The organism is Moorena sp. SIO4A5 (assembly GCF_010672005.1).
GTDB lineage: Bacteria > Cyanobacteriota > Cyanobacteriia > Cyanobacteriales > Coleofasciculaceae > Moorena.
The window spans coordinates 17,465-36,540 of record NZ_JAAHHZ010000033.1; the positions used below are offsets into that span (position 1 = coordinate 17,465).

General features: G+C 43.0%; 21 protein-coding genes. 13 read left to right on the plus strand and 8 right to left on the minus strand.

Features of this window, described 5'->3' with window-relative positions; genetic code table 11:
* Nucleotides 1-88 precede the first annotated feature (88 nt).
* On the plus strand, nucleotides 89-1,186 hold the full coding sequence (locus tag F6K57_RS12235; protein WP_293037488.1) for a tocopherol cyclase family protein: 1,098 nt from the start codon (nucleotides 89-91) through the stop codon (nucleotides 1,184-1,186).
* Between the two features lie 125 nt (nucleotides 1,187-1,311).
* Here F6K57_RS12235 and F6K57_RS12240 read toward each other — a convergent pair whose 3' ends face one another.
* Nucleotides 1,312-1,653 carry a hypothetical protein gene (locus F6K57_RS12240; protein WP_293067862.1) on the minus strand — a complete coding sequence of 114 codons (342 nt, stop codon included), beginning with the start codon at nucleotides 1,651-1,653 and terminating at the stop codon, nucleotides 1,312-1,314.
* A gap of 549 nt (nucleotides 1,654-2,202) precedes the next feature.
* Here F6K57_RS12240 and F6K57_RS12245 point away from each other — a divergent pair.
* Nucleotides 2,203-2,616 carry a hypothetical protein gene (locus F6K57_RS12245; RefSeq protein ID WP_293037485.1) on the plus strand — a complete coding sequence of 138 codons (414 nt, stop codon included), beginning with the start codon at nucleotides 2,203-2,205 and terminating at the stop codon, nucleotides 2,614-2,616.
* Here the strand turns inward: F6K57_RS12245 and F6K57_RS12250 are convergent.
* A complete protein-coding gene (locus tag F6K57_RS12250; RefSeq protein ID WP_293067865.1) occupies nucleotides 2,556-3,710 on the minus strand; it encodes a DUF819 family protein in 1,155 nt (384 codons plus the stop codon). The genes F6K57_RS12245 and F6K57_RS12250 overlap by 61 nt on opposite strands.
* A 5-nt stretch (nucleotides 3,711-3,715) precedes the next feature.
* Nucleotides 3,716-3,985: a UPF0175 family protein gene (locus F6K57_RS12255; RefSeq protein WP_293026349.1), complete on the minus strand. Its 270-nt coding sequence runs from the start codon at nucleotides 3,983-3,985 to the stop codon at nucleotides 3,716-3,718.
* A 606-nt stretch (nucleotides 3,986-4,591) separates the two neighbouring features.
* Here F6K57_RS12255 and F6K57_RS12260 point away from each other — a divergent pair.
* The 5 genes from F6K57_RS12260 to F6K57_RS12280 all read left to right on the plus strand — a co-directional run bounded on the left by F6K57_RS12260 (nucleotide 4,592) and on the right by F6K57_RS12280 (nucleotide 8,344).
* Nucleotides 4,592-5,560 (plus strand): transposase, encoded by a 969-nt coding sequence (locus tag F6K57_RS12260; protein ID WP_293026345.1) that lies wholly within the window; start codon nucleotides 4,592-4,594, stop codon nucleotides 5,558-5,560.
* Nucleotides 5,561-5,659: 99 nt separating this feature from the next.
* Entirely contained in the window at nucleotides 5,660-5,800 is a 141-nt protein-coding gene (locus tag F6K57_RS12265) for a hypothetical protein (protein WP_293030707.1), read from the plus strand.
* A gap of 321 nt (nucleotides 5,801-6,121) precedes the next feature.
* Nucleotides 6,122-7,633, plus strand: a complete 1,512-nt coding sequence (locus F6K57_RS12270) for a reverse transcriptase domain-containing protein (protein ID WP_293030709.1) — start codon at nucleotides 6,122-6,124, stop codon at nucleotides 7,631-7,633.
* A 119-nt stretch (nucleotides 7,634-7,752) separates the two neighbouring features.
* Complete coding sequence (locus F6K57_RS12275) at nucleotides 7,753-8,145, plus strand: transposase (RefSeq protein WP_293025608.1); 393 nt, start codon at nucleotides 7,753-7,755, stop codon at nucleotides 8,143-8,145.
* 52 nt (nucleotides 8,146-8,197) lie between these two features.
* Complete coding sequence (locus tag F6K57_RS12280; protein ID WP_293025610.1) at nucleotides 8,198-8,344, plus strand: hypothetical protein; 147 nt, start codon at nucleotides 8,198-8,200, stop codon at nucleotides 8,342-8,344.
* On the opposite strand, the gene F6K57_RS12285 is transcribed toward F6K57_RS12280, so the two are convergent.
* Together F6K57_RS12285 and F6K57_RS12290 are read right to left on the minus strand one after the other, a co-directional pair.
* Nucleotides 8,322-10,256 (minus strand): WD40 repeat domain-containing serine/threonine-protein kinase, encoded by a 1,935-nt coding sequence (locus F6K57_RS12285; protein ID WP_293067870.1) that lies wholly within the window; start codon nucleotides 10,254-10,256, stop codon nucleotides 8,322-8,324. The two genes, F6K57_RS12280 and F6K57_RS12285, sit on opposite strands and share 23 nt — an antisense overlap.
* A gap of 87 nt (nucleotides 10,257-10,343) precedes the next feature.
* Entirely contained in the window at nucleotides 10,344-11,738 is a 1,395-nt protein-coding gene (locus tag F6K57_RS12290) for a transposase (protein WP_293025614.1), read from the minus strand.
* Between F6K57_RS12290 and F6K57_RS12295 the strand changes: the two genes are divergently transcribed.
* The gene (locus F6K57_RS12295; RefSeq protein WP_008183384.1) at nucleotides 11,739-11,918 is read left to right on the plus strand and encodes a hypothetical protein; all 180 of its coding nucleotides are present in this window, start codon (nucleotides 11,739-11,741) and stop codon (nucleotides 11,916-11,918) included.
* A 310-nt stretch (nucleotides 11,919-12,228) separates the two neighbouring features.
* Here F6K57_RS12295 and F6K57_RS12300 read toward each other — a convergent pair whose 3' ends face one another.
* A complete protein-coding gene (locus tag F6K57_RS12300) occupies nucleotides 12,229-12,780 on the minus strand; it encodes an Npun_F5560 family protein (protein ID WP_293025617.1) in 552 nt (183 codons plus the stop codon).
* Nucleotides 12,781-12,955: 175 nt separating this feature from the next.
* Here F6K57_RS12300 and F6K57_RS12305 point away from each other — a divergent pair, with 175 nt between their 5' ends.
* The 3 genes from F6K57_RS12305 to F6K57_RS12315 all read left to right on the plus strand — a co-directional run bounded on the left by F6K57_RS12305 (nucleotide 12,956) and on the right by F6K57_RS12315 (nucleotide 15,045).
* The gene (locus tag F6K57_RS12305; RefSeq protein WP_293025619.1) at nucleotides 12,956-13,138 is read left to right on the plus strand and encodes a hypothetical protein; all 183 of its coding nucleotides are present in this window, start codon (nucleotides 12,956-12,958) and stop codon (nucleotides 13,136-13,138) included.
* Nucleotides 13,139-13,338: 200 nt separating this feature from the next.
* Nucleotides 13,339-13,509, plus strand: coding sequence for a hypothetical protein (locus F6K57_RS12310; RefSeq protein WP_293025621.1), 171 nt, complete (start codon nucleotides 13,339-13,341; stop codon nucleotides 13,507-13,509).
* Nucleotides 13,510-14,061: 552 nt separating this feature from the next.
* The gene (locus F6K57_RS12315; RefSeq protein WP_293067876.1) at nucleotides 14,062-15,045 is read left to right on the plus strand and encodes a DUF4157 domain-containing protein; all 984 of its coding nucleotides are present in this window, start codon (nucleotides 14,062-14,064) and stop codon (nucleotides 15,043-15,045) included.
* A gap of 906 nt (nucleotides 15,046-15,951) precedes the next feature.
* Here F6K57_RS12315 and F6K57_RS12320 read toward each other — a convergent pair.
* Together F6K57_RS12320 and F6K57_RS12325 are read right to left on the minus strand one after the other, a co-directional pair.
* Nucleotides 15,952-16,275: a transposase gene (locus F6K57_RS12320; RefSeq protein WP_293025625.1), complete on the minus strand. Its 324-nt coding sequence runs from the start codon at nucleotides 16,273-16,275 to the stop codon at nucleotides 15,952-15,954.
* Nucleotides 16,276-18,045: 1,770 nt separating this feature from the next.
* Nucleotides 18,046-18,318, minus strand: coding sequence for a hypothetical protein (locus F6K57_RS12325; protein WP_293025627.1), 273 nt, complete (start codon nucleotides 18,316-18,318; stop codon nucleotides 18,046-18,048).
* Nucleotides 18,319-18,545: 227 nt separating this feature from the next.
* Here F6K57_RS12325 and F6K57_RS12330 point away from each other — a divergent pair, with 227 nt between their 5' ends.
* Together F6K57_RS12330 and F6K57_RS12335 are read left to right on the plus strand one after the other, a co-directional pair.
* Complete coding sequence (locus F6K57_RS12330) at nucleotides 18,546-18,764, plus strand: hypothetical protein (RefSeq protein ID WP_293025629.1); 219 nt, start codon at nucleotides 18,546-18,548, stop codon at nucleotides 18,762-18,764.
* Nucleotides 18,761-19,042 carry a type II toxin-antitoxin system mRNA interferase toxin, RelE/StbE family gene (locus F6K57_RS12335; RefSeq protein WP_293025631.1) on the plus strand — a complete coding sequence of 94 codons (282 nt, stop codon included), beginning with the start codon at nucleotides 18,761-18,763 and terminating at the stop codon, nucleotides 19,040-19,042. Before F6K57_RS12330 ends, F6K57_RS12335 begins: the two co-directional genes overlap by 4 nt.
* Nucleotides 19,043-19,076: the final 34 nt, after the last annotated feature.

Below are 19,076 nucleotides of genomic sequence, written 5' to 3' on the forward strand. Positions count from 1 at the left end.
TAACTTTCAACCCTTCTAGGGGAAGAGTTGATGCTGGAATTTATAATAATTAATGGCAAAATCCCCCAAGCTACCAAAACCCTAGTCTATGACACATCCTTTTCAAACACCCCACAGCGGATATCACTGGGACGGTAAGAGCGATCGCTTTTTTGAAGGTTGGTACTATCGGGTGACGTTACCCAGTTGTGGTCAGACGTTTGCGTTTATGTATTCCATTGAAGACCCCATTGGTGGTCAACCCTATAGTGGGGGTTCAGCCCAAATTCTAGGCCCTGATGATCAGTATCTGTGTCGTACCTTCCCCCATCCGGAACAGTTTTGGGGGTCATCGGAATCCTTAGGTCTAGGACATTGGGGTAAAACTAAATTACAAATTACTCCTCAATACCTTGACCCGGATAAATTTGAGTATCAAATCAAGGAAGGATATCAGGCTACAGCTACCTTGAATCAAGGGTTTATTCGGGACCCAGCCAGCGGAAACTATTGTGATTGGCGCTATGAAATTAAACCGATTTATGGCTGGGGAGATCAGGGAAAACCCCAGCAATCAACCGCTGGCTGGCTTTCGTTTTTACAGATATTTGAACCAGGATGGCAAATCTTGATGGCCCACGGTTTAGCCACTGGCTGGATTGATTGGAATGGTAGGCTATATGACTTTACCAATGTCCCGGCCTATGGGGAAAAAAATTGGGGTCGTGCTTTTCCTAAGAAGTGGTTTTGGCTTAATTGCAACAGTTTTACCGATCAACCAGACCTGGCTCTAACTGCTGGTGGTGGTAGACGGGAAGTAATGGGGTTGGCAGAAGCAGCTGCATTGATTGGCATTCACTACGAAGGTAAATTTTATGAATTCGTGCCGTGGAATTCAGAAGTAAGCTGGCAGATTGAGCCTTGGGGAAATTGGCAGATGCAAGGGCGCAATGGGGAGTATGAAGTAGAGTTAACTGGTACAACTGACTATCCTGGTACACCTCTACGAGCTCCGACGGAACAGGGGTTAGATTTCATTTGCCGGGATACTATGCAAGGTCACCTGAGGTTGGAACTTAAACAACGACGTGGGGATAACGTTGAACCGATTTTGATAGCTGAAAGTAAGTTATGTGGATTAGAAGTTGGTGGTATTCCTTGGGAGAAACCCTGGAATTCTTCTGCTAAATTGCCTTGGGTTTTGTGATATAGTTCTACGCCTAAGGCAAGAGGCATGCATGCTAAAGTTTACTACCACAGCTTTTCAGATTTTATCTTCATTGGCTTTTATGTTATTAAACAGGAATTCTTGATAATAACTAGACAGCTTGATTAGTCATCAGACTTATATTTTATCTTCATAACATAATTTGTTTTACCTTTGCTTCCGAATGTCACATCGACACCTTTTATACCATCTACATTAATTCCCAAAGCAACATCACGGCTCATCTGAATCTCCATTTCATCAACGTTTTGCTTGCGCCCCTCCTCAATGACTGACCTTATGATTGCACTATCATCTTGAGAAAGATTACCTGGTGATTTCACTAGATCTACTACATATCTAATAAGTGCCCATGCAGTTTTATAAGTGGAAAATGGATCGATAAAGGTTTCCCATGTAAATTGAAATTCAAGCTTCTTTGTTTTCTCGTTATAAACTAGTTTCATAGAATCATTTAGTTTTTAACAATACCTTCGCCAATCTAGGATATGAAAAATTGCAATTAGTCAACAGGGCTTTGGTAGGATACTTGGTATTACCCCTAATACAGTATCTCAAAAGCCCATTTTTGAGCGATTTACACCGATTGAGTATCAATCTTAACCATTTGTACAGCCTCACAGTAAATTACTTAATGCTTATCAGCCTTAGTAATAATATAGCGGTTTTCAATTCGGTGAGGTAGACAATTTTGGGATTTTAGGGAACAGGGAACTTCGCAATTGGGAACTTCGGAATTGGTAAAAAATCCTGTCTAAATCATAAGTATGGAAAACGCTATATAAGAGATTGACAGGGAGCATGTCACTTATGCAGAGCATTTGTACTAAAGCTATAGCCCCCTCATGGGTTTTAGCTTGCTCTAATACTAGATAGTTCATCAACTTTGACCTGCTCCCGATTGAAACTCCTCAAGGCTATAAGCCGGGGGAGTTTCAAAATACTACAGTTTGAAGTGCAGAAGGTGGGCGGAAACATTGGCAAAACATAGGGAAATGCGATGCTCCTTGGCCTTTGGGCCACGCTACGCGAATGGAGCCGCTACGCGATCGCAAAAACCAAAATCCCCAGAAACGTCACCCCAGATACCATTGTTCAAGATCAAAAAAAAACCCCAGCGGGTAGCTGAGGGATTAGTCAGGGTGCATCTACTATTTCTGAATCCAAGGGAGTTCTACCTATATCCGGAAATATTTCCAAAACCTAGGAAAATGCGATATAGCGTTTTTCATAGCTATGAGGTAAACAGTATTTTTTCCCACTTCCGACTTCCCTGCTCCCTGCTCCCTGCTCCCTGCTCCCTAAAATCCACCGGCGTAAGTACCTCACCCAATTTCAAAATACTACATCAACCCAAAGACCGCAGAAAATTACCTAATCCTACACCAATAAACGTAGCTACTGCATAACCCAGAGTACCGCAAAGAATAGCAGGAGTAACAAGTTTATCCCACTGCCGTGCTGTCGCCATAGCCGCTGCTGTAGTTGGCCCACCCATATTAGCATTGGACGCAATCAGCAATTCAGCTAAATCCAAACCCAGCAATCGACCAACTCCCAGTAGCACTAACAAATGGATGGCGAGAATTAATCCAGCAAAGATAAACAGAACTGATCCGACTCGTAGCACTATTTCCACATTAGCGCTGGCTCCAATTACAGCAAAAAATACCTGCATCAGCAGATAGCCAATTTTTTCTGCTGCGGTTATCCTACCTAAATAACTTGGAAATACTGTCGCTAGCATCACAATTAAAACCGTTACCACCAGAATTCCCCCTTTGTTGAAGCCCAACCAGCTAGCGAGACCATAACCTACAGCACAAGTGGTCATACTAATGGCTAATGCCAAAGTGATATCGATAACAGAGAGTCCTTGTCGAGACTGGGAATCAAAGACACTAAACTGGCTAGAATTAGTATTCTCATGGGAACGTTGGTTAGGGAAAATTCCCCGTAGCCACTTCATTGAAGGTAAAGCAAACAACAGTAAAAAGTACAAGGTCATAACTAAATTATCTGCTGCTACCCCGGCACTGAGTAAATCTCCTGCTCGTAACCCAGTGCTTTCAGCGGTTGCCGCAAAATTAACAGAACCACCAATATAAGTAGCACAAAAAATTGCTGCCAACTTCCAACCTTCTTCTCCTAAAGGAATGAGATAGTAAGCCACTACTGTTCCTAGGATTGTTCCCACTGCACCAATGACATAGGCAATTAAGATAGACCCAGCCTCCCACACAATCCGAAACAAGTCAGCTTGGAATAGTAGCAAAGGAATCGCTAAAGGAACTAAGTAAGACCAGACCACCCCATAGGTGGGAGCATCCGGTGGGATAATCCTAAGATTAGATAGGATGAAGGTTACCAAAATGGTCACAACAGCCCCAGATAGTTTAGCTCCCCAAGGAGTACGTTCTGCCCACAATCCAATTGTTGCTGCTGACAGCAGCACAGCCCATAAAGCGAAATCTTGATCAGGATTTATTAGAGAGGTTGCCATTTTGCTTATCTAAAAGCTTTTGAAAATAGATTGTCAAGGATTTTGCGATCTTCGTCTAGGTCAGCTTCGGTGTAGGGAAGGTAAGCTTTTTCCTCCTTGAGGAATTGGTAGGTTTCCCAGCGAGAAGAGAAGTTAAGGATTCTGCGGACTTGGGCAGCGCCAAGCTGACCTTGACGATAGTGATCAGCCACGATCAATTCAAGGATTCTGCGGGAGAGGTCACCTACTTGGAGTTGACTAGCGATTTCATCGGGGAGTTGGATGGTAATTTCCATAGGGGTGATCCGAGTCTGTCCATAGATGCAGTGTAACTCCAAAGTTAGGGAGCAGGGAGCAGGGAGTAGGGAGTAGGGAAGAGAGAATAGGGAACTTCAGATCAGGAAAAAAATCCTGTGTACCTTATAGCTATGAGAACCGCTATATAAATAGGTTATCGAATAGGGGAGTTTGTTCGCGTAGCGTGGCCAAAGGCCAGGGGAAAAGAATACCCCGTCCTCTTAGGTCTTAAAGTTACCGTAAGGAGAGTGGAGCCTTAATCAATAAGTTTTAACCTTTTTATGCATAGCCTGCCAACCATAAAGGCTCCACTCTCCTAAGGTTTCGTCTCCAGGGATGAATTTTCCCTTCAAATACCGATCACTCAGGTAGCACACCAGTCTTTCCCAAAAATTCCAGATACTCCGATAGACTTAACTCCGAAGAAGCTGCTAGGTATTTCAATCCATTCCAAGCCGTTTGTGTGGCCTTGATGCTATGGGTTGTTTTAGGTTCGTCATAAAGTCGGGGTCTTCCTACTTTTTTTTATTTTTGTTTAGGCATCCTCTTGTCAATATAATTTCGGAAATATATAATTAAGATAGCACGGATGGAGAGGTCGAGCCATGCAGCTTGGATACGTCTATAAACTAAGACCCAATCATCAGCAACAAGCCACAATGAACCGATGGCTAGATATGCTGTTAGCTCAGTACAATTACTTATTGAGAGACAGAAATGAGTCTTATGATCAAGTTAGATCTCCAAGACTAGGTAATTACTGTGATTTTAAAAGTAAGGGAGAAGCGTGTCCATTGACCTGTTCCGTGAACAAGTCACATTCTATCGGATATCCTTGGAAAAAAAGTCAAAAGAACCCTCGTAGGAATGCTTACGAAGCTCAGAGCTCAAGTCTCCCAACTCTCAAAAAAGAGCGACCTTGGTACAAAACTATCAATTCAACTGTCTTGCAACAGACGTTAAGGCAGTTAGATGTGGCTTTTTCAAAGTTTTTCAAAGGAGAGACAGAACACCCTAAACCTAAGAGACGTTCGCGATTTAGAAGCTTCAAATATGCTCCAGGACAGGTAAAGCTGGATGGCAATCAAATCTATCTACCAGGGATAGGATGGATGCGTTTCCACAAGTCTCGCCCTATCCCTGATGGATTTACAGTGAAGTCCGTAACCGTTCGTCGAAAAGCACGGGGATGGTTTGTAAGTCTCCAGATTGAGGACAAATCGGTACCAGATCCATCTGTAAAAACTAAAGGCGAAATTGATGCATCTCGTGTCAAAGGTTGCGACCTGGGTATTAAAAAGCTCGTTAGTATTTCTAATGGAGAGATAATCAGCAATCCAGCTAACGACAAAAAATCAAAACGTCAAGCGAGACGTCTGAGATTAAGGCAAAGATCTGCGAGTAGGAAAAAGAAAGGCTCAAAAAACCGCAAAAAATCCTTCTCTAGAGTGGCTTCATTGCATGATCGAATCACTGATAAACGTCGTGCATATCACTGGGAAACTGCTAAAACCCTAACAAATGAAGCCGATGCCCTGATATTTGAGGACTTGAATATGTGCGGCTCGTTCTAGCTAGGAGCCTCCCGTAGTAGGGAGGGGTATAAGCTAGGGGCGCGAGGAATAAACCTCAAACCTAACTGTCTGATTGGATGGTGGTGCAAACCCAACCCCATGAGAAGATATGTGACTCCTTATCTGGCCACACCGAGATGGGCGGCAACCCACCAGAGTGACGCTGGCATCAGGGCGGAATCAGAGGTAAATCAGATGTGCCACACTGCCGCTAAAAGGGAGGCGACACGGGTAGATTAACAAAAGTCCTTAAAAAGTGTCTTAAGTCCAAGCCGCAATCTGACCAGTATATGCGAGACTTCATTCCTTACATTCTCACGGAGCTATATATTTGGTATCCGTAATCTTCGAGAAGGGAATAGGCAAAGTGGACTGCCCTAAATCGCCAAATAAATCTAACAGACGGAACGAGTAAAAACGACAGCAACATTGAGTCTAGAGAAAGGTCGAACCTCTAGTAAGTTATGCCAAACTTAATCCTCACTGTCGGGTAAGATGCAGCCAAATAACTGGCTGCGGGTATCCAGAAAACACAAACCTTAGGAGAGTATAGGTAGACGCATGTCTAATAATCGATATAGCGACCTTTGGAAAAGTCAAAAGTGGAAGAAAATCCGCCAAGACCTTTTCCGCCTACAAAAGAGAGTGTTCAAAGCAGTTCGAGATGGTGACTTGAAGAAAGCACGGTCTTTACAGAAGCTAATACTGAAATCCCGCGCAGCTCAGCTTTTGGCAGTACGTCAAGTGACACAGCTAAACAAAGGAAAGAAAACGGCTGGAGTTGATGGAAAGTCAAGCCTCAACTACAGAGAACGCATGGAACTGGTTGAAACATTGAACCTCTATGGCCACGACTGGAAACATAGCGGACTTCGTGAAATTCCAATCCCTAAGAAGAATGGAAAAGTAAGAATGTTAAAGATACCAACCATTGCTGACAGAGCCTGGCAATGTCTAATTAAGTTTGCCTTAGAACCAGCTCATGAAGCTTTGTTCAGCGCCGACAGCTACGGGTTTAGGACAGGAAGATGCGCACAAGATGTGCAAAAACGCCTGTACAATCACCTAAAAGCAAATAAAAGCGGCTCTAATAAAACAAAAAGGATAATAGAATTAGACATCAAAAAATGCTTTGACCGTATCTCCCACAACTCCATAATGAAACGAGTTATTGCTCCGGCAACTATTAAAAAGGGAATATTCCGATGCCTTAAAGCAGGAGTAGACCCTGAGTTTCCAGAGCAAGGCACGCCCCAGGGAGGAGTGGTAAGTCCCTTGTTAGCTAACATCGCACTAGACGGAATAGAAGATATACACACCAGTCTAAGGTACGCCGACGACATGGTGGTCATTCTGAAGCCAAAAGATAACGCCACGAAGATACTAGACTCTATCAAAGCATTCCTGGTTGAGAGAGGGATGGAAATAAGCGTTGAAAAGACCAAGTTAACCAAAGCGACAGAAGGATTTGATTTCCTGGGCTGGTATTTCCGAGTCCAGAAAAACGGAAAATTTCGGTCAATTCCCTCAGAGGAAAACCACCGAAACATACGTAAGAAAATCAAAGCCATAGTCAACAGCTCGAATTATGGTGCCGAAGTAAAAGCCAGAAAATTGGCACCCATTGTGCGCGGTTGGCGGAACTACCATAACAGCTGCAATATGAGCAGCGCTCGGGATTCTTTGTGGTTCATGAACAACACTGCCCACCGAAAGTTCCGAAAGGAAAAGAAAGTAGGTCGGTATAGAGCTGATGAACTATGTAAAAAGGCATTCCCAAAAGTTGGGTATAAACAAAACCAACACGTGAACGTAAGGGGAACCAAGTCACCCTACGACGGTGACCTGGTGTACTGGAGCAATCGAAATTCGCGATTATACTCCGATGCTACCTCTGAAGCCTTGAAAAAGCAAAACCATTCCTGTGGATATTGTGGGTTGAGGTTCATGGAAGACGAGGATGTACATCTTCATCACATAGATGGAAACCACGACAACTGGTCTAAAAAGAACCTACTAGCAGTCCATCAGAGCTGCCACCAACAAATACACTGGAGCAAAACCGAAAGGTAAGGATATCTAGGAGCCGTGTGAGGCGAAAGTTTCATGCACGGTTCTGTTCGCGCAGCGTCGGCCTTAGCCGAAAGGAGAGGTGCCCCAGGTAATACTGGGCATCGACTCTAATCAAAGGTATGAAGTCCCGTTGCAAACCTAAACCCAATGAAAATGGCGGCTACGAACGCAATGGGCAATCGGCCAAAAGAGGATTAAACCGTGCAATATCTAATGCTGCTTGGGGCGAGCTAGTTAAAAAGGTTGAAGTTGTGGCTGCAAAGTCAGGCATTCCAGTAATTAAAATCAACCCAAAACATACGTCTCAGCGATGTCCAAAGTGTCACCACACTAGTGGGAGTAATCGAAAAAAAGAAAAATTCGTTTGCACTGAGTGTGGGTATCACGATGATGCTGATGTAAATGGTGCAGTAAACATTAAAATGCGAGGTCTTAAAAAACTGGGTATTGACCCTACCCAGCTACCTTCGGTTCGAGGGAAAGTTACGCCCACGGAGTTAACAGCCATTTAGGTTGTGCCTGGGAATCCCCATCCTCTTAGGATGGGGAGGTTCAAGAACAATAGTGCTAATTTATCACAACATTAAAAACTCTTTCGAGCTCTTTCCTACTCCCTGCTCCCTACTCCCTGCTCCCTATTCCCTATTCCCTACTCCCTATTCCCTATTCCCTGTTCCCTTTCTCCCAATCACTCAAACTGCCAAATCTTAATAGTATTATCTTGAGAACTACTAGCAATGGTAGCACCATCATGGCTAATAGCAACGGTAGTAACAGCGCTTAAATGATCCGTGAGAGTATAGAGCAATTCACCACTACCAGGATGCCATATTTTGACAGTCTTATCGGCACTACCACTAATTAATGTATTACCTTGAGGGCTAATGGCAATAGATTTAACAGCATGCCCATGTCCTGTGAGAGTAAGCAACGGTTTCTTTGGTATTTGTAAATACCGATCCCTCTTGAGCAACCAAATCTTAATGGTTTTATCAGCACTGCCACTAATTAAGATTTGACCACTAGGGCTAAAGGTGAGTGACTCTACCGATGCCGAATGTCCAGTAATCGTTGCGGTGAGCTTACCAGTTACTAAATTCCAAAGCTTAATGGTTTTGTCAGCACTACCACTAGCTAGCAGTTGTCCATCTTTACTAATAGCTACAGCATTAACTGTTCCTAAATGGCCAAAGAAAGTTGTCTGTAATGATGCCTTCTTCAGCATCCAAAGCTTAATGGTTTGATCAGCACTACCGCTAGCTAGAAGTTGCCCATTGTGACTAATTGCCAGACACTTTACCCAACCTGAATGTCCAGAAAGGGTATGAATTAAATTTCCCGTATACTCATGCCATAGTTTAATGGTATTATCCCAACTGCTACTAGCGATAATTTCTCCATCTGGACTAAAGCCAACTGCCTCAATCACATTTAAATGTCCTGAAAGTTTGGCGACAACTGTTTTAGCTTGCCAGTTAAAAAGCGTGATAGTTTTATCTGTACTACCACTAACTATAGTTTCTCCATTCGGGCTAAAGGCGATAGAATTAATTCCACTAGATTCTTCAGAAAAGGTATGTACACATTTCCAAGTAGGAGTCTCAAACTTAGGGGTAACTGTTGTAGATAAAGACGTTACTGGTATAGCAGCGAAATTCTCTGGTAAACCCAGTGATCCGAGTACTTGAGTAGCAGATTGGTAGCGTTGGTTTGGTAAATTCTCTACCATTTTGTTCAGAATGCGAATAAGCTGATCACTGACAGGTTGCCTGAGGTAATCGATCCAAACCCACTTCCCTTCTAGACTATTAAACATATCAAAGGGGTGAACGTTGGTAAGCAGATGAATACAGGTCACCCCTAAACTGTACAAATCGCTGGTTGCGATCGCTTTTCCCATCAACTGTTCCGAAGCCGTGTAAGCCGCAGAGCCAATCATAGTTCCCGTTCGTGCTAGCACAGTTTTTGTAGTCAGCTTAGCAGCGCTGAAATCCACCAGAAACAGTTCGCTCCCCCTTCCCCCCCAAGAATAAAACCTCTTCCTGGTTTTTTGTGTTGGTAGCTGGGACAAAGAGGACTCAGGAGGAGGGCGACGAATGATATTGTGGGGATTGATATCCCGATGAATTACCTGATGACTATGGATAAAGCGCAGCACTGGCAGCAATTCAATCAGGACTTGCCGAACCTGGTTTTCCCTAAACGTCCCTTCCGTTTCCAGTTCTGTGGCTAAGCTTTCCCCCTCGATATACTTGTGGACTAGAGCAGGTTCTCCTGCAATACCTAATTGATGATCCGCCTCAAAATAGGCCAGAAGTTCCGGAATCTGAGGATGTTGTCCCAGCACTTGCAGCCTAGTCGCTTCTTGGCGGAAAGACTCAGCCGCTTTCTGAGCATTGTTCGTATCCTGCTGTTGTAAGGATAACTGTTTGATGATACACTTAGCATTGCTATCATCTGCCTCATCCACCCCTAGAAAGGTACGCCCCATACCACCAATACTAATCAGCCTCAGAGCACGGAAGCGATCGCCCAATCGTAATCTAGTTCCACAATAGGCACAAAACCTGGCCTGATCGGGATTTTGGGGATTTTGGCATTTAGGATTAAGACAGTAGCTCATGATATGGGGTGGTCAAGTCCAAGGGTTGGCAAGTTGACAAGTTAGCCAGTTGACAGATTAAAAGAAAGTTTTCCCCAATTGAACTCTCTACGCTTTGAAAAACGTAGAAACAAGCGCGGATGTCACTTCGCGGGTTGAAACCGCGCGAAGTGACGCTTCACGATAGGATCTAGAAAGAGAATCCAGTCTGTATCGTTGTGGCAGGTTCAAATCTGCCCTACTGACCTCGGCTAGGGGAAACCCTAGCTGTGTCACTACTTTCCGGAGGATGTTACAAGCTCCGTTGCAATCGGCATTTATCAATTCGCCTTTACCTGACCTATAAAGTCCACGCAAAACTCTCTGTCCGCTTGCTACCCACCCCTTAGGTTTCTCGCCAAGTACAGGTAGGAAGTCGCGATCTAAAAAGCTGGCTTTACTCGTATAACTTTCTTCGGTTTCAACAAATTTGATTCCGTACTCGACACACAGTTGCTCAATTCGATTCTTTAATTTAGCGGTAGGGATCTGTACAAACTGCTGATTATTCTTTTTGCCAATATTGATACTGTCTTTATTACGCTTGTTCCAGCCAAAGACTATTGTACTAATTTGGTTTCTTTGACACCAATTAATAATAAATCTAGCCACCTTGTTCACGTTGTCACGCATTTGCCGATTGCGCTTCTCGGTCAAAGAAGCCAATCGCTCATCCCAGTAGTCTTGAGATTTTCCTTTCTTGATCCCAGCTACACGTTTGTTGTACCACTGGTTTTGTGACTTAACTTTTTTGCCATCTATAATGAAAGACTTTCCCAAGTTAGAGACACAAGTTAGCCAGTTATTGAGACCTGGATCTATGCCTAAGACCTTATTTGTTGGCGTCACTGGTTCAGGATTTGGCCTTTCATATACAAACTCTAAATAAAAACAGCCATTCCTAGGGACAAAACGATATTCTTTAATTGAATTATGGTCTATATTAGATGGCATTGGTAGTAAGAAGTGATCAATACCAAACCAGACCTTAATCTGCTTTCCTAAAGTAAACTTGAGTTGGCCTTTTACTAACTTCACCCACCGAGCGGGATAACTAACTACAGCCAGACCTCCCTTCTTGCGGTACTTTGGGACTCTAGGTTTATCTGCCAACTGCCCTTTGTTATACAACTTCTTGAGGGCTTTGTAAGACTTGAAAGACTCAATAACTCCATGCAATGTCTGTTGAGCACAGGCTGATCTCATCGCTTTGAAGTGGACATTACTTTTCATTATTTTGTCCAATTCTGCGTTATTGAGATATTTGCCAGCCTTGAAAAACATTTGACGGCAATAATATATTCCGCAATTTGTTAATTTGTTAGCCTCTGAGCAGATAAATTCTATAACCGCTTGGTTTTCAGATGTCGTGCTTATTAAATGTTGTTGACAACCGTACATATTGCATCGACCTTTTGCTGTGTTAATATAATTATATACCCTGATAATCAAGGTGTCAAGCAAATGCCAGAAGAAACTAAGAAAAAAGTTGGAAGACCGAGTTTGCATGGTGTACGAAAGAAATCCTATAGTGTCATGACTACAGAAACGGCCTGGAATGGATTAAAGGAGATGGCTAAAGATTCTGGTTTAAGCCTTTCTGAGTTCCTGGAAACCCTAGGGAGGACAAAACAGCTTCCATGACACGATAGCCGTATGGGAATCCCGGTACGCTCCCCGGCCACCTAATTTATTGGGTGGCTAACTCTCGCTTGTTATTTCTCTGTTTTCCCCATTTGTAGTTGAAAGTGTTACCTATGTTTAAGTTTGACCCGGTGGTGCGTTACGGGGGGGCGATCTTTTGGCTGGCGTTGAGGCGGAAAATTACGGCGAGCCCCCCCTAACGCACCCTACGCCTTCAACCTTCAACCTTCAACAAACCAACCTTCAACCTTCAACAAACCAACCTTCAACCTTCAACAAACCAGATGAGGCACCCCTAACCCAAAGGCTTTTACACACTACCAAAGGTTGGGATTGGACTACCATTCTGACGATTGAAGCTCGGTAGGTCAACGCGGGTGATATTGCGGCTTCTGACCGCTAGTCGGTAACTGACACTCTGGAGTTCAGCGTGGAGTTGTCGGTTTTCTCGCTGTAACATGGTCACCTTCTCCTTAACTGGTGCCATCCGTTCCGAAAACTTCTGGTGATAAATTTTTGGTAGCTCTTGTACCACTTGTTCTAGCTGACGGGAGCGCTCGGTTAATTCTTCTACATTATCCCGCAATTGCTTAATTTCCGTGTCACGGGTGGCAATTTGCTGTTGATAAAATTCCACCTGCTGCTCCACATCGTGCAACTGTTCTCGCAAGACCACCATCTGAGCCTTATGGCGCTCAGATACCTCTTGGGGAGGTTTGAAATTAGCATTACCCTTCACCAACCGGAATAGTTCTTGAGACAGCTGCTGCACTAACTGGTCTCTAAGCTGCAACTCTTCCCGCAAGCGAGATACTTCCGTTTGCAGAGCTGATCTCGATAGGGTTTCAATCTGCCTCACCATGGCTTACCACTCCAAGTAAATATACAATTTCCAATAGTAGATGGCGACCGGGGGTGTCGATCACTGATCAAACAATATACTGTTGCAGCTAATGTACCATCCAAACCCAGCAATTGACCATTCAAAACTCTTGTAGGGTGGGCAAATGGACTCGAATCGCTGAGGATAAGGTCAGATGACATGTATTTGCCCACCCTACCCCGATTCCCTTTGCTATAAATTAGCTGTTGTAGGCTGGGCAAATGGACTCGAATCGGTGAGGATAAGGTCAGATGACATGTATTTGCCCACCCTACCCCTCTACTCCCGATTCCCGACTCCCGACTCCCGATTCCCTTTGCAGAGAAATTGTTGTTAATAATTGTTACTTATACGGTGCGAGAAAGTAATTCTAGGTTTAACCTGCTTTAGCATTTGTATATTAATGAAGGCCAAAGGATTCCCCAAAAAAAGTCTTTTGTAGGGTGGGCAAATCGACAGTATTCCTGATCTAATGGTCAGATTCACAGAATTTGCCCACCCTACGCCTTGTAGCAAATGCACAGGATAACGGTACTGATGGTCAGATTCACAGAATTTGCCCACCCTACCACTGATATTGTTTTCTTCAAGGGTACAGGGGATGTAAGCATTCAGCCGTCAGCTAATGCGCTACGCGATCGCAAAGCGAACAGCTATCAGGTGATGGGGGGATGGGTCAACGTTCGACGCCTGTTTACGGCACTGTAGGGATAGTGTAAAACGAGCAGGGATTTTCAACCAGCCGTACCAGCACCCCCTAGCTTGTTTACTACCTCCCATTGATTAGCTGACGGCTGACAGCTGATAGCAGAATACAAACCTAAGAAAAAGGAACTAGCTATGCGCACAACTCATACCTATAAACCGAAATATTCTCACTCTACCTCGTGGTCAGATGAACAAAAAAAGAAAGACTCCAGACGGAAAGGTTATCGAGAAATATTGGAAGCAGAGGAAAGGGAGTGGAACGCGGAAAACGCGGTCGGGGAATGGGGAAGTATGAGTGCTAATGTGATGCGCACCTTAGAATCAGGAGTAACCCAACCGGAAAGGGGACGGAGAGAGATGGGGCGGCAAGCCAAGTTTTCGTTTGGACAGCCTGGTGTAAGAAGCAGGCAAGGTGCGAATCACGGTGGGCATCAGGTAGTGCAGCCTAAAAGGATTATGGTGCAGCGGACAGCACAACCGTTGGCGGGGGATACGGTGATAACTGGCGAAAGCTTGAGGGCATCGAGGAGTGATAATCAAAACAAAACTGGCATGCCAGATCGCCTCAAAGCAGGCATTGAAAACCTCTCTGGCTACTCCATGGATGATGTGAGGGTGCATTACAACTCGGACAAACCGGCACAGTTGAATGCACTTGCCTATGCGCAGGGGACGGATATTCATGTGGGACCGGGGCAGGAGAAGCATTTGGCCCATGAGGCTTGGCATGTGGTGCAGCAGATGGAGGGGAGGGTGAGGCCAGGGAGGCAAAAGTTCGGGTTACAAATCAATGAGGAAACGGGGTTGGAGAAAGAAGCGGAGGAGATGGGAAAAAAGGCCTGGCAAAAGCTTGGGAGGAGAAAAGAGAAAACAAATGAGCAGAATTCAGAGAGAGAGGCGGTTGGTAATACAAAGAGAAAAAGGATTTTGTTAAAAGAGGAGCAGGTGACAACCAACAGGAACCACGTTCAAATTTACCCAAATCTAAAAATGTTCAGTAGGGTTGAAGACGAGTTAAGAGACAAGGAATTGTGTTCAACAACCAAACTAATCCAGAAAATGGTAAAAGATGAGAATGTAATGATAGAGGTCGATGAAGATTATAGTACCACGCGCGTTAAACAGGAGCTTACTGATGAATGGAAGGCAACATGTGAATCGATTGTGTTATACAAAAAATTTAAAGATTGTATGGTTTTGGATTTTGGCAAAGGTAATTGTCATGGATATGTGTTTTCAGGGGGTGCTGATCCGGATAGAACAAAGAGTGATCTAAAAGTAGATAACTTAGTAGATCAGTACAATAATGTCCTAATTGATAGAGAGATAACAGTTTACATTAAACAAGGAAGAATAGACCACACAGCTATAGGGCACGGATCAGATGCATTACACAAAATAGCAAATGGTTTGAGCAATGGTTACGGCCCAGTAATTAAATGCGATACTAAGGAATACATGGAGGCGTGTAACTATGAAAAGATGTATGAGTTCCCGAAGGATATAGAAAGATACAGAAAGGATTTATTACGATGATGAAAGAGCGTACGCATGGGTATGGATGGATGCAATAAAGAGCGTACGCTCTTGTAGTGCGATCGCTCTTGTAGGGTGCGAAGCATGAAATGTAACGCACCATCAATATCCAAATTGAAACCAAACCATTCTCAAACAATACCAAGGTGCGTTACGGCTTCAACTATGGTAATCTCATATAATCTTCTCAACCAAACCGCCTAACGCACCCTACAAAATTACCAAATATTATTCATACTATATCCAAATTGAAACCCATTAAATTATACCATTCGAGCAAATAAAATTTAAGTGCGATCGCTCTTGTAGGGTGCGAAGCATGAAATGTAACGCACCATCTATCTGCAAATTGAAACCAAACCATTATTAACTAATACCACGGTAACTAATACCACGGTGCGTTACGGCTTAAAATTATGTAATATCATCTATTTTTATCAACGAATACTACGGTGCGTTACGGCTCAAAATCTTGTCATAACATCGTGTCTTATTACCAAACTGCCCTTAGCACCCTACAAAATCTCTACATACAAAATTTACAAATTATCTTCATTAGATATAGCAATTCCTTTATCATTTGTCAAATCCGTAAAATCTGGAATCGTTGCTGGGCAAGGGTTATAGCCTTCGCTTTGGCCAATATATTTCACGAAATCCCTACAAAATTAAAAAATTCTATTCATCCCAAATCCCCTGTGGTTTTTCTTTCCTTCCATCCTTTCCCCAATCCCTTGGATAAATTCCCTGAGCGATAAACCGATGAATACTGGAATACTTCCAATCTTGGGGATGTTTACATAACCGATGTCGAACCGGATTATCATGAATATAATCACAATGGTGAGCAAAATCCCGTTCATTACGGATTAAATGTTCCCAACAACGACGTTGCCAAAGATTGCTTTACCCTCGCTTGTGTCGTGACCAAGAAACTGCTCGATTAATCCCTAATTGTTGTCCATAATGTTTGGTAACATAAGTTTTAATTAATCGCAATCTCACCGAAAAATCCGGATCATCAGGGGGTAAAGTCCACAAACCATGAAAATGGTCTGGTAACAAAACAAATGCCTCAATGGAAAAAGGATATTTTTCCCTTACCTTAGCGATCGCTTCTCTGAGAGCCTTTTTGCCAATGTCACTACAGAGCCAAGGTACTCTTTGATAAGTGACTTGAGTGATAAAATATGTACCACCGGAAACATGAGGTCTTCTATAATTGGGCATTAGGATCTGCTATATGCTCACATTTATAGTATTCCCAGCTCTCGTAGGGTGCGAAGCATGAAATGTAACGCACCATCTGTATGGTGATCTTCGGTGCGTTACGCTACCGCACTTCACACCCAAGCTCGTGCGATCGCCTCTGTTGTTGCTTGTAATTTTGTGTTGATGCTAGCTTAACTCATTTTGGTGCGATCGCTCTTGTAGGGTGCGAAGCATGAAATGTAACGCACCATTGATATACAAATTGAAACCAAACCATTCTTAACCAATACCATGGTGCGTTACGGCTTCAACTATGGTAATTTCATCTAATCTTCTCAACCAAACCGCCTAGCGCACCCTACAAAATCCCAAAATTATATTCATACTATATCCAAATTGAAACCAAACCATTCTTAACCAATACCATGGTGCGTTACGGCTTCAACCCTTGGTTATATCATCTAATCTTCTCAAGCAAACCGCCTAACGCACCCTACAAAATTGAAAAATATTATTCATCCTATCTCCAAATTGAAACCAAACCATTCTTAAGCAATACCATGGTGCGTTACGGCTTCAACTATGGTTATATCATATAATCTTCTCAACCAAACCGCCTAACGCACCCTACAAAATCCCAAAATTATATTCATTCTATATCCAAATTGAAACCAAACTATCATTAACCAATACCACGGTGCGTTACGGCTTAAACGCTTGGTTATATCATCTAATCTTCTCAACCAAACCGCCTAACGCACCCTACAAAATTGAAAAATATTATTCATCCTATCTCCAAATTGAAACCAAACCATTCTTAAGCAATACCATGGTGCGTTACGGCTTCAACTATGGTTATATCATCTAATCTTCTCAACCAAACCGCCTAACGCACCCTACAAAATTCCCAAATATTATTCATACTATATCCAAATTGAAATCAAACCATTCTTAACCAATACCATGGTGCGTTACGGCTTCAACCCTTGGTTATATCATCTAATCTTCTCAACCAAACCGCCTAACGCACCCTACAAAATTCCCAAATATTATTCATACTATATCCAAATTGAAATCAAACCATTCTTAACCAATACCATGGTGCGTTACGGCTTCAACCCTTGGTTATATCATCTAATCTTCTCAACCAAACCGCCTAACGCACCCTACAAAATTTCCAAATATTATTCATACTATCTCCAAATTTAATCCTATTCAGTTATACCATTCGATCAAAAAAAAAATTAAGCATTATGCTGATAGCTGATAGCTTACCTTTCTTTCAATTACCCCTCAACAAAAAAAATTATAAAAACCCTTGACAACTTAAATTACAATCATTATGATTATATATATTAACCTAAAAACAATTATTCGACTATGCCTCAAAACTCTCAGCCAAATTCAAACAATAATTCAAACGGATTCGTTGTTCCGTACATTTTGAAGGGGTCTCGCCAGCAAATAACCCATACCGTGTATATCCTTAATGGCCTGGGCTACGCTCAACTTACTGACTGGGGTCCTCTTCAGCCGACGGGAAATCCAGGAGAATTTATTACAATTATGATGAGATATTGGATTTGGCGTTAAGACCTTAAATTTCTGGGGGGGTTTCCCCCCTGGACAAAGCATCCGATCAAAATCGGATAGGTGATAAAATTGAGTGCATAAGCGAAAATTCCTAGCCGTGGAAAGTATTTCTGCGGCTATTTTTTTTGGGGTTATTAAGTTGAAATTAGGTTGAAGGTTAGTTGGTTGAAGGTTAGTTAGTTGAAGGTTATCGCACTACGCATTCAGATCTTTGACATTCCTAAACTCCGAAACGTAAGTCATAGCAGACTTCTGACTTCTGACTTCTGACTTGCGCGTAGTGCGATCGCATAAGCGCGGAAGCTGAGGCCTTGGCCAAAAGGCCACGCTACGCGAATGGCCACGCTTTGCGTTCGCGTAGCGTCGGCTTTGCCGAAACGCTTCCGGAGCGTAGCGTGACCTACGGTCAATCGCTTTTGTAGGATGGGCAAAGGTCGATGATAACTCTACAAATGTTGAAAATACCATGACGCAGCCCACCCTACGGCTGACTAGCTGTTCCCGTAGCCCATTAGCTGATAGTCAGTAGGGTGGGCAAAGGTTGATGATAACTGATCAAATGATGAAACTCTCATGACGCAGCCCACTCTACGGCTAAATCTGCCGACTGAGTGCGTAAGCCGATCTTTTAGGTTGGGTTGAGGGGATGACTGATAAAGATAAAATAGAAAGAACCAGCAAATCATCTTGAAAGTATGCTCAAAACCTCAGCCTTTCAGCAAGCGATTGAAACCGTTGAAAAATTGTCCTTAGAAGAGCAAGAGATATTACTCGATACTCTTCTCAAACGATTCCATCTACAACGTAGAGCCATAATATCCCAAGAAATCCAAGAAATTCACCAAGAATTAGCAGAAGGAAAAGTAACATTTGGTTCAGTTGATCAATTCCTTGAAGAACTCGATCAACCATGAAAATAGCATGGACACCCCAATCCCTACGAGGTTTTAAACGAATAATTCGTAAAAGACCAGATTTTAGACCGCTAATTGAAAAAACCGTGCGTCAGTTAGCAGAAGATCCTTTTCATCCTAGCTTACATACCCACAAACTTAAAGGCGATTTATCCAATATCTGGTCATGTTCAATTGACTACAGCTACCGTATTTTATTTGAATTTATCGAAAATCCTGAAGATCAAGAAGAAGCTATTTTGTTGCTTAATTTAGGTACTCATGATGAAGTATATTAGCGAAGCCCTAGTCAGTAGGGTGGGCAAATATCGA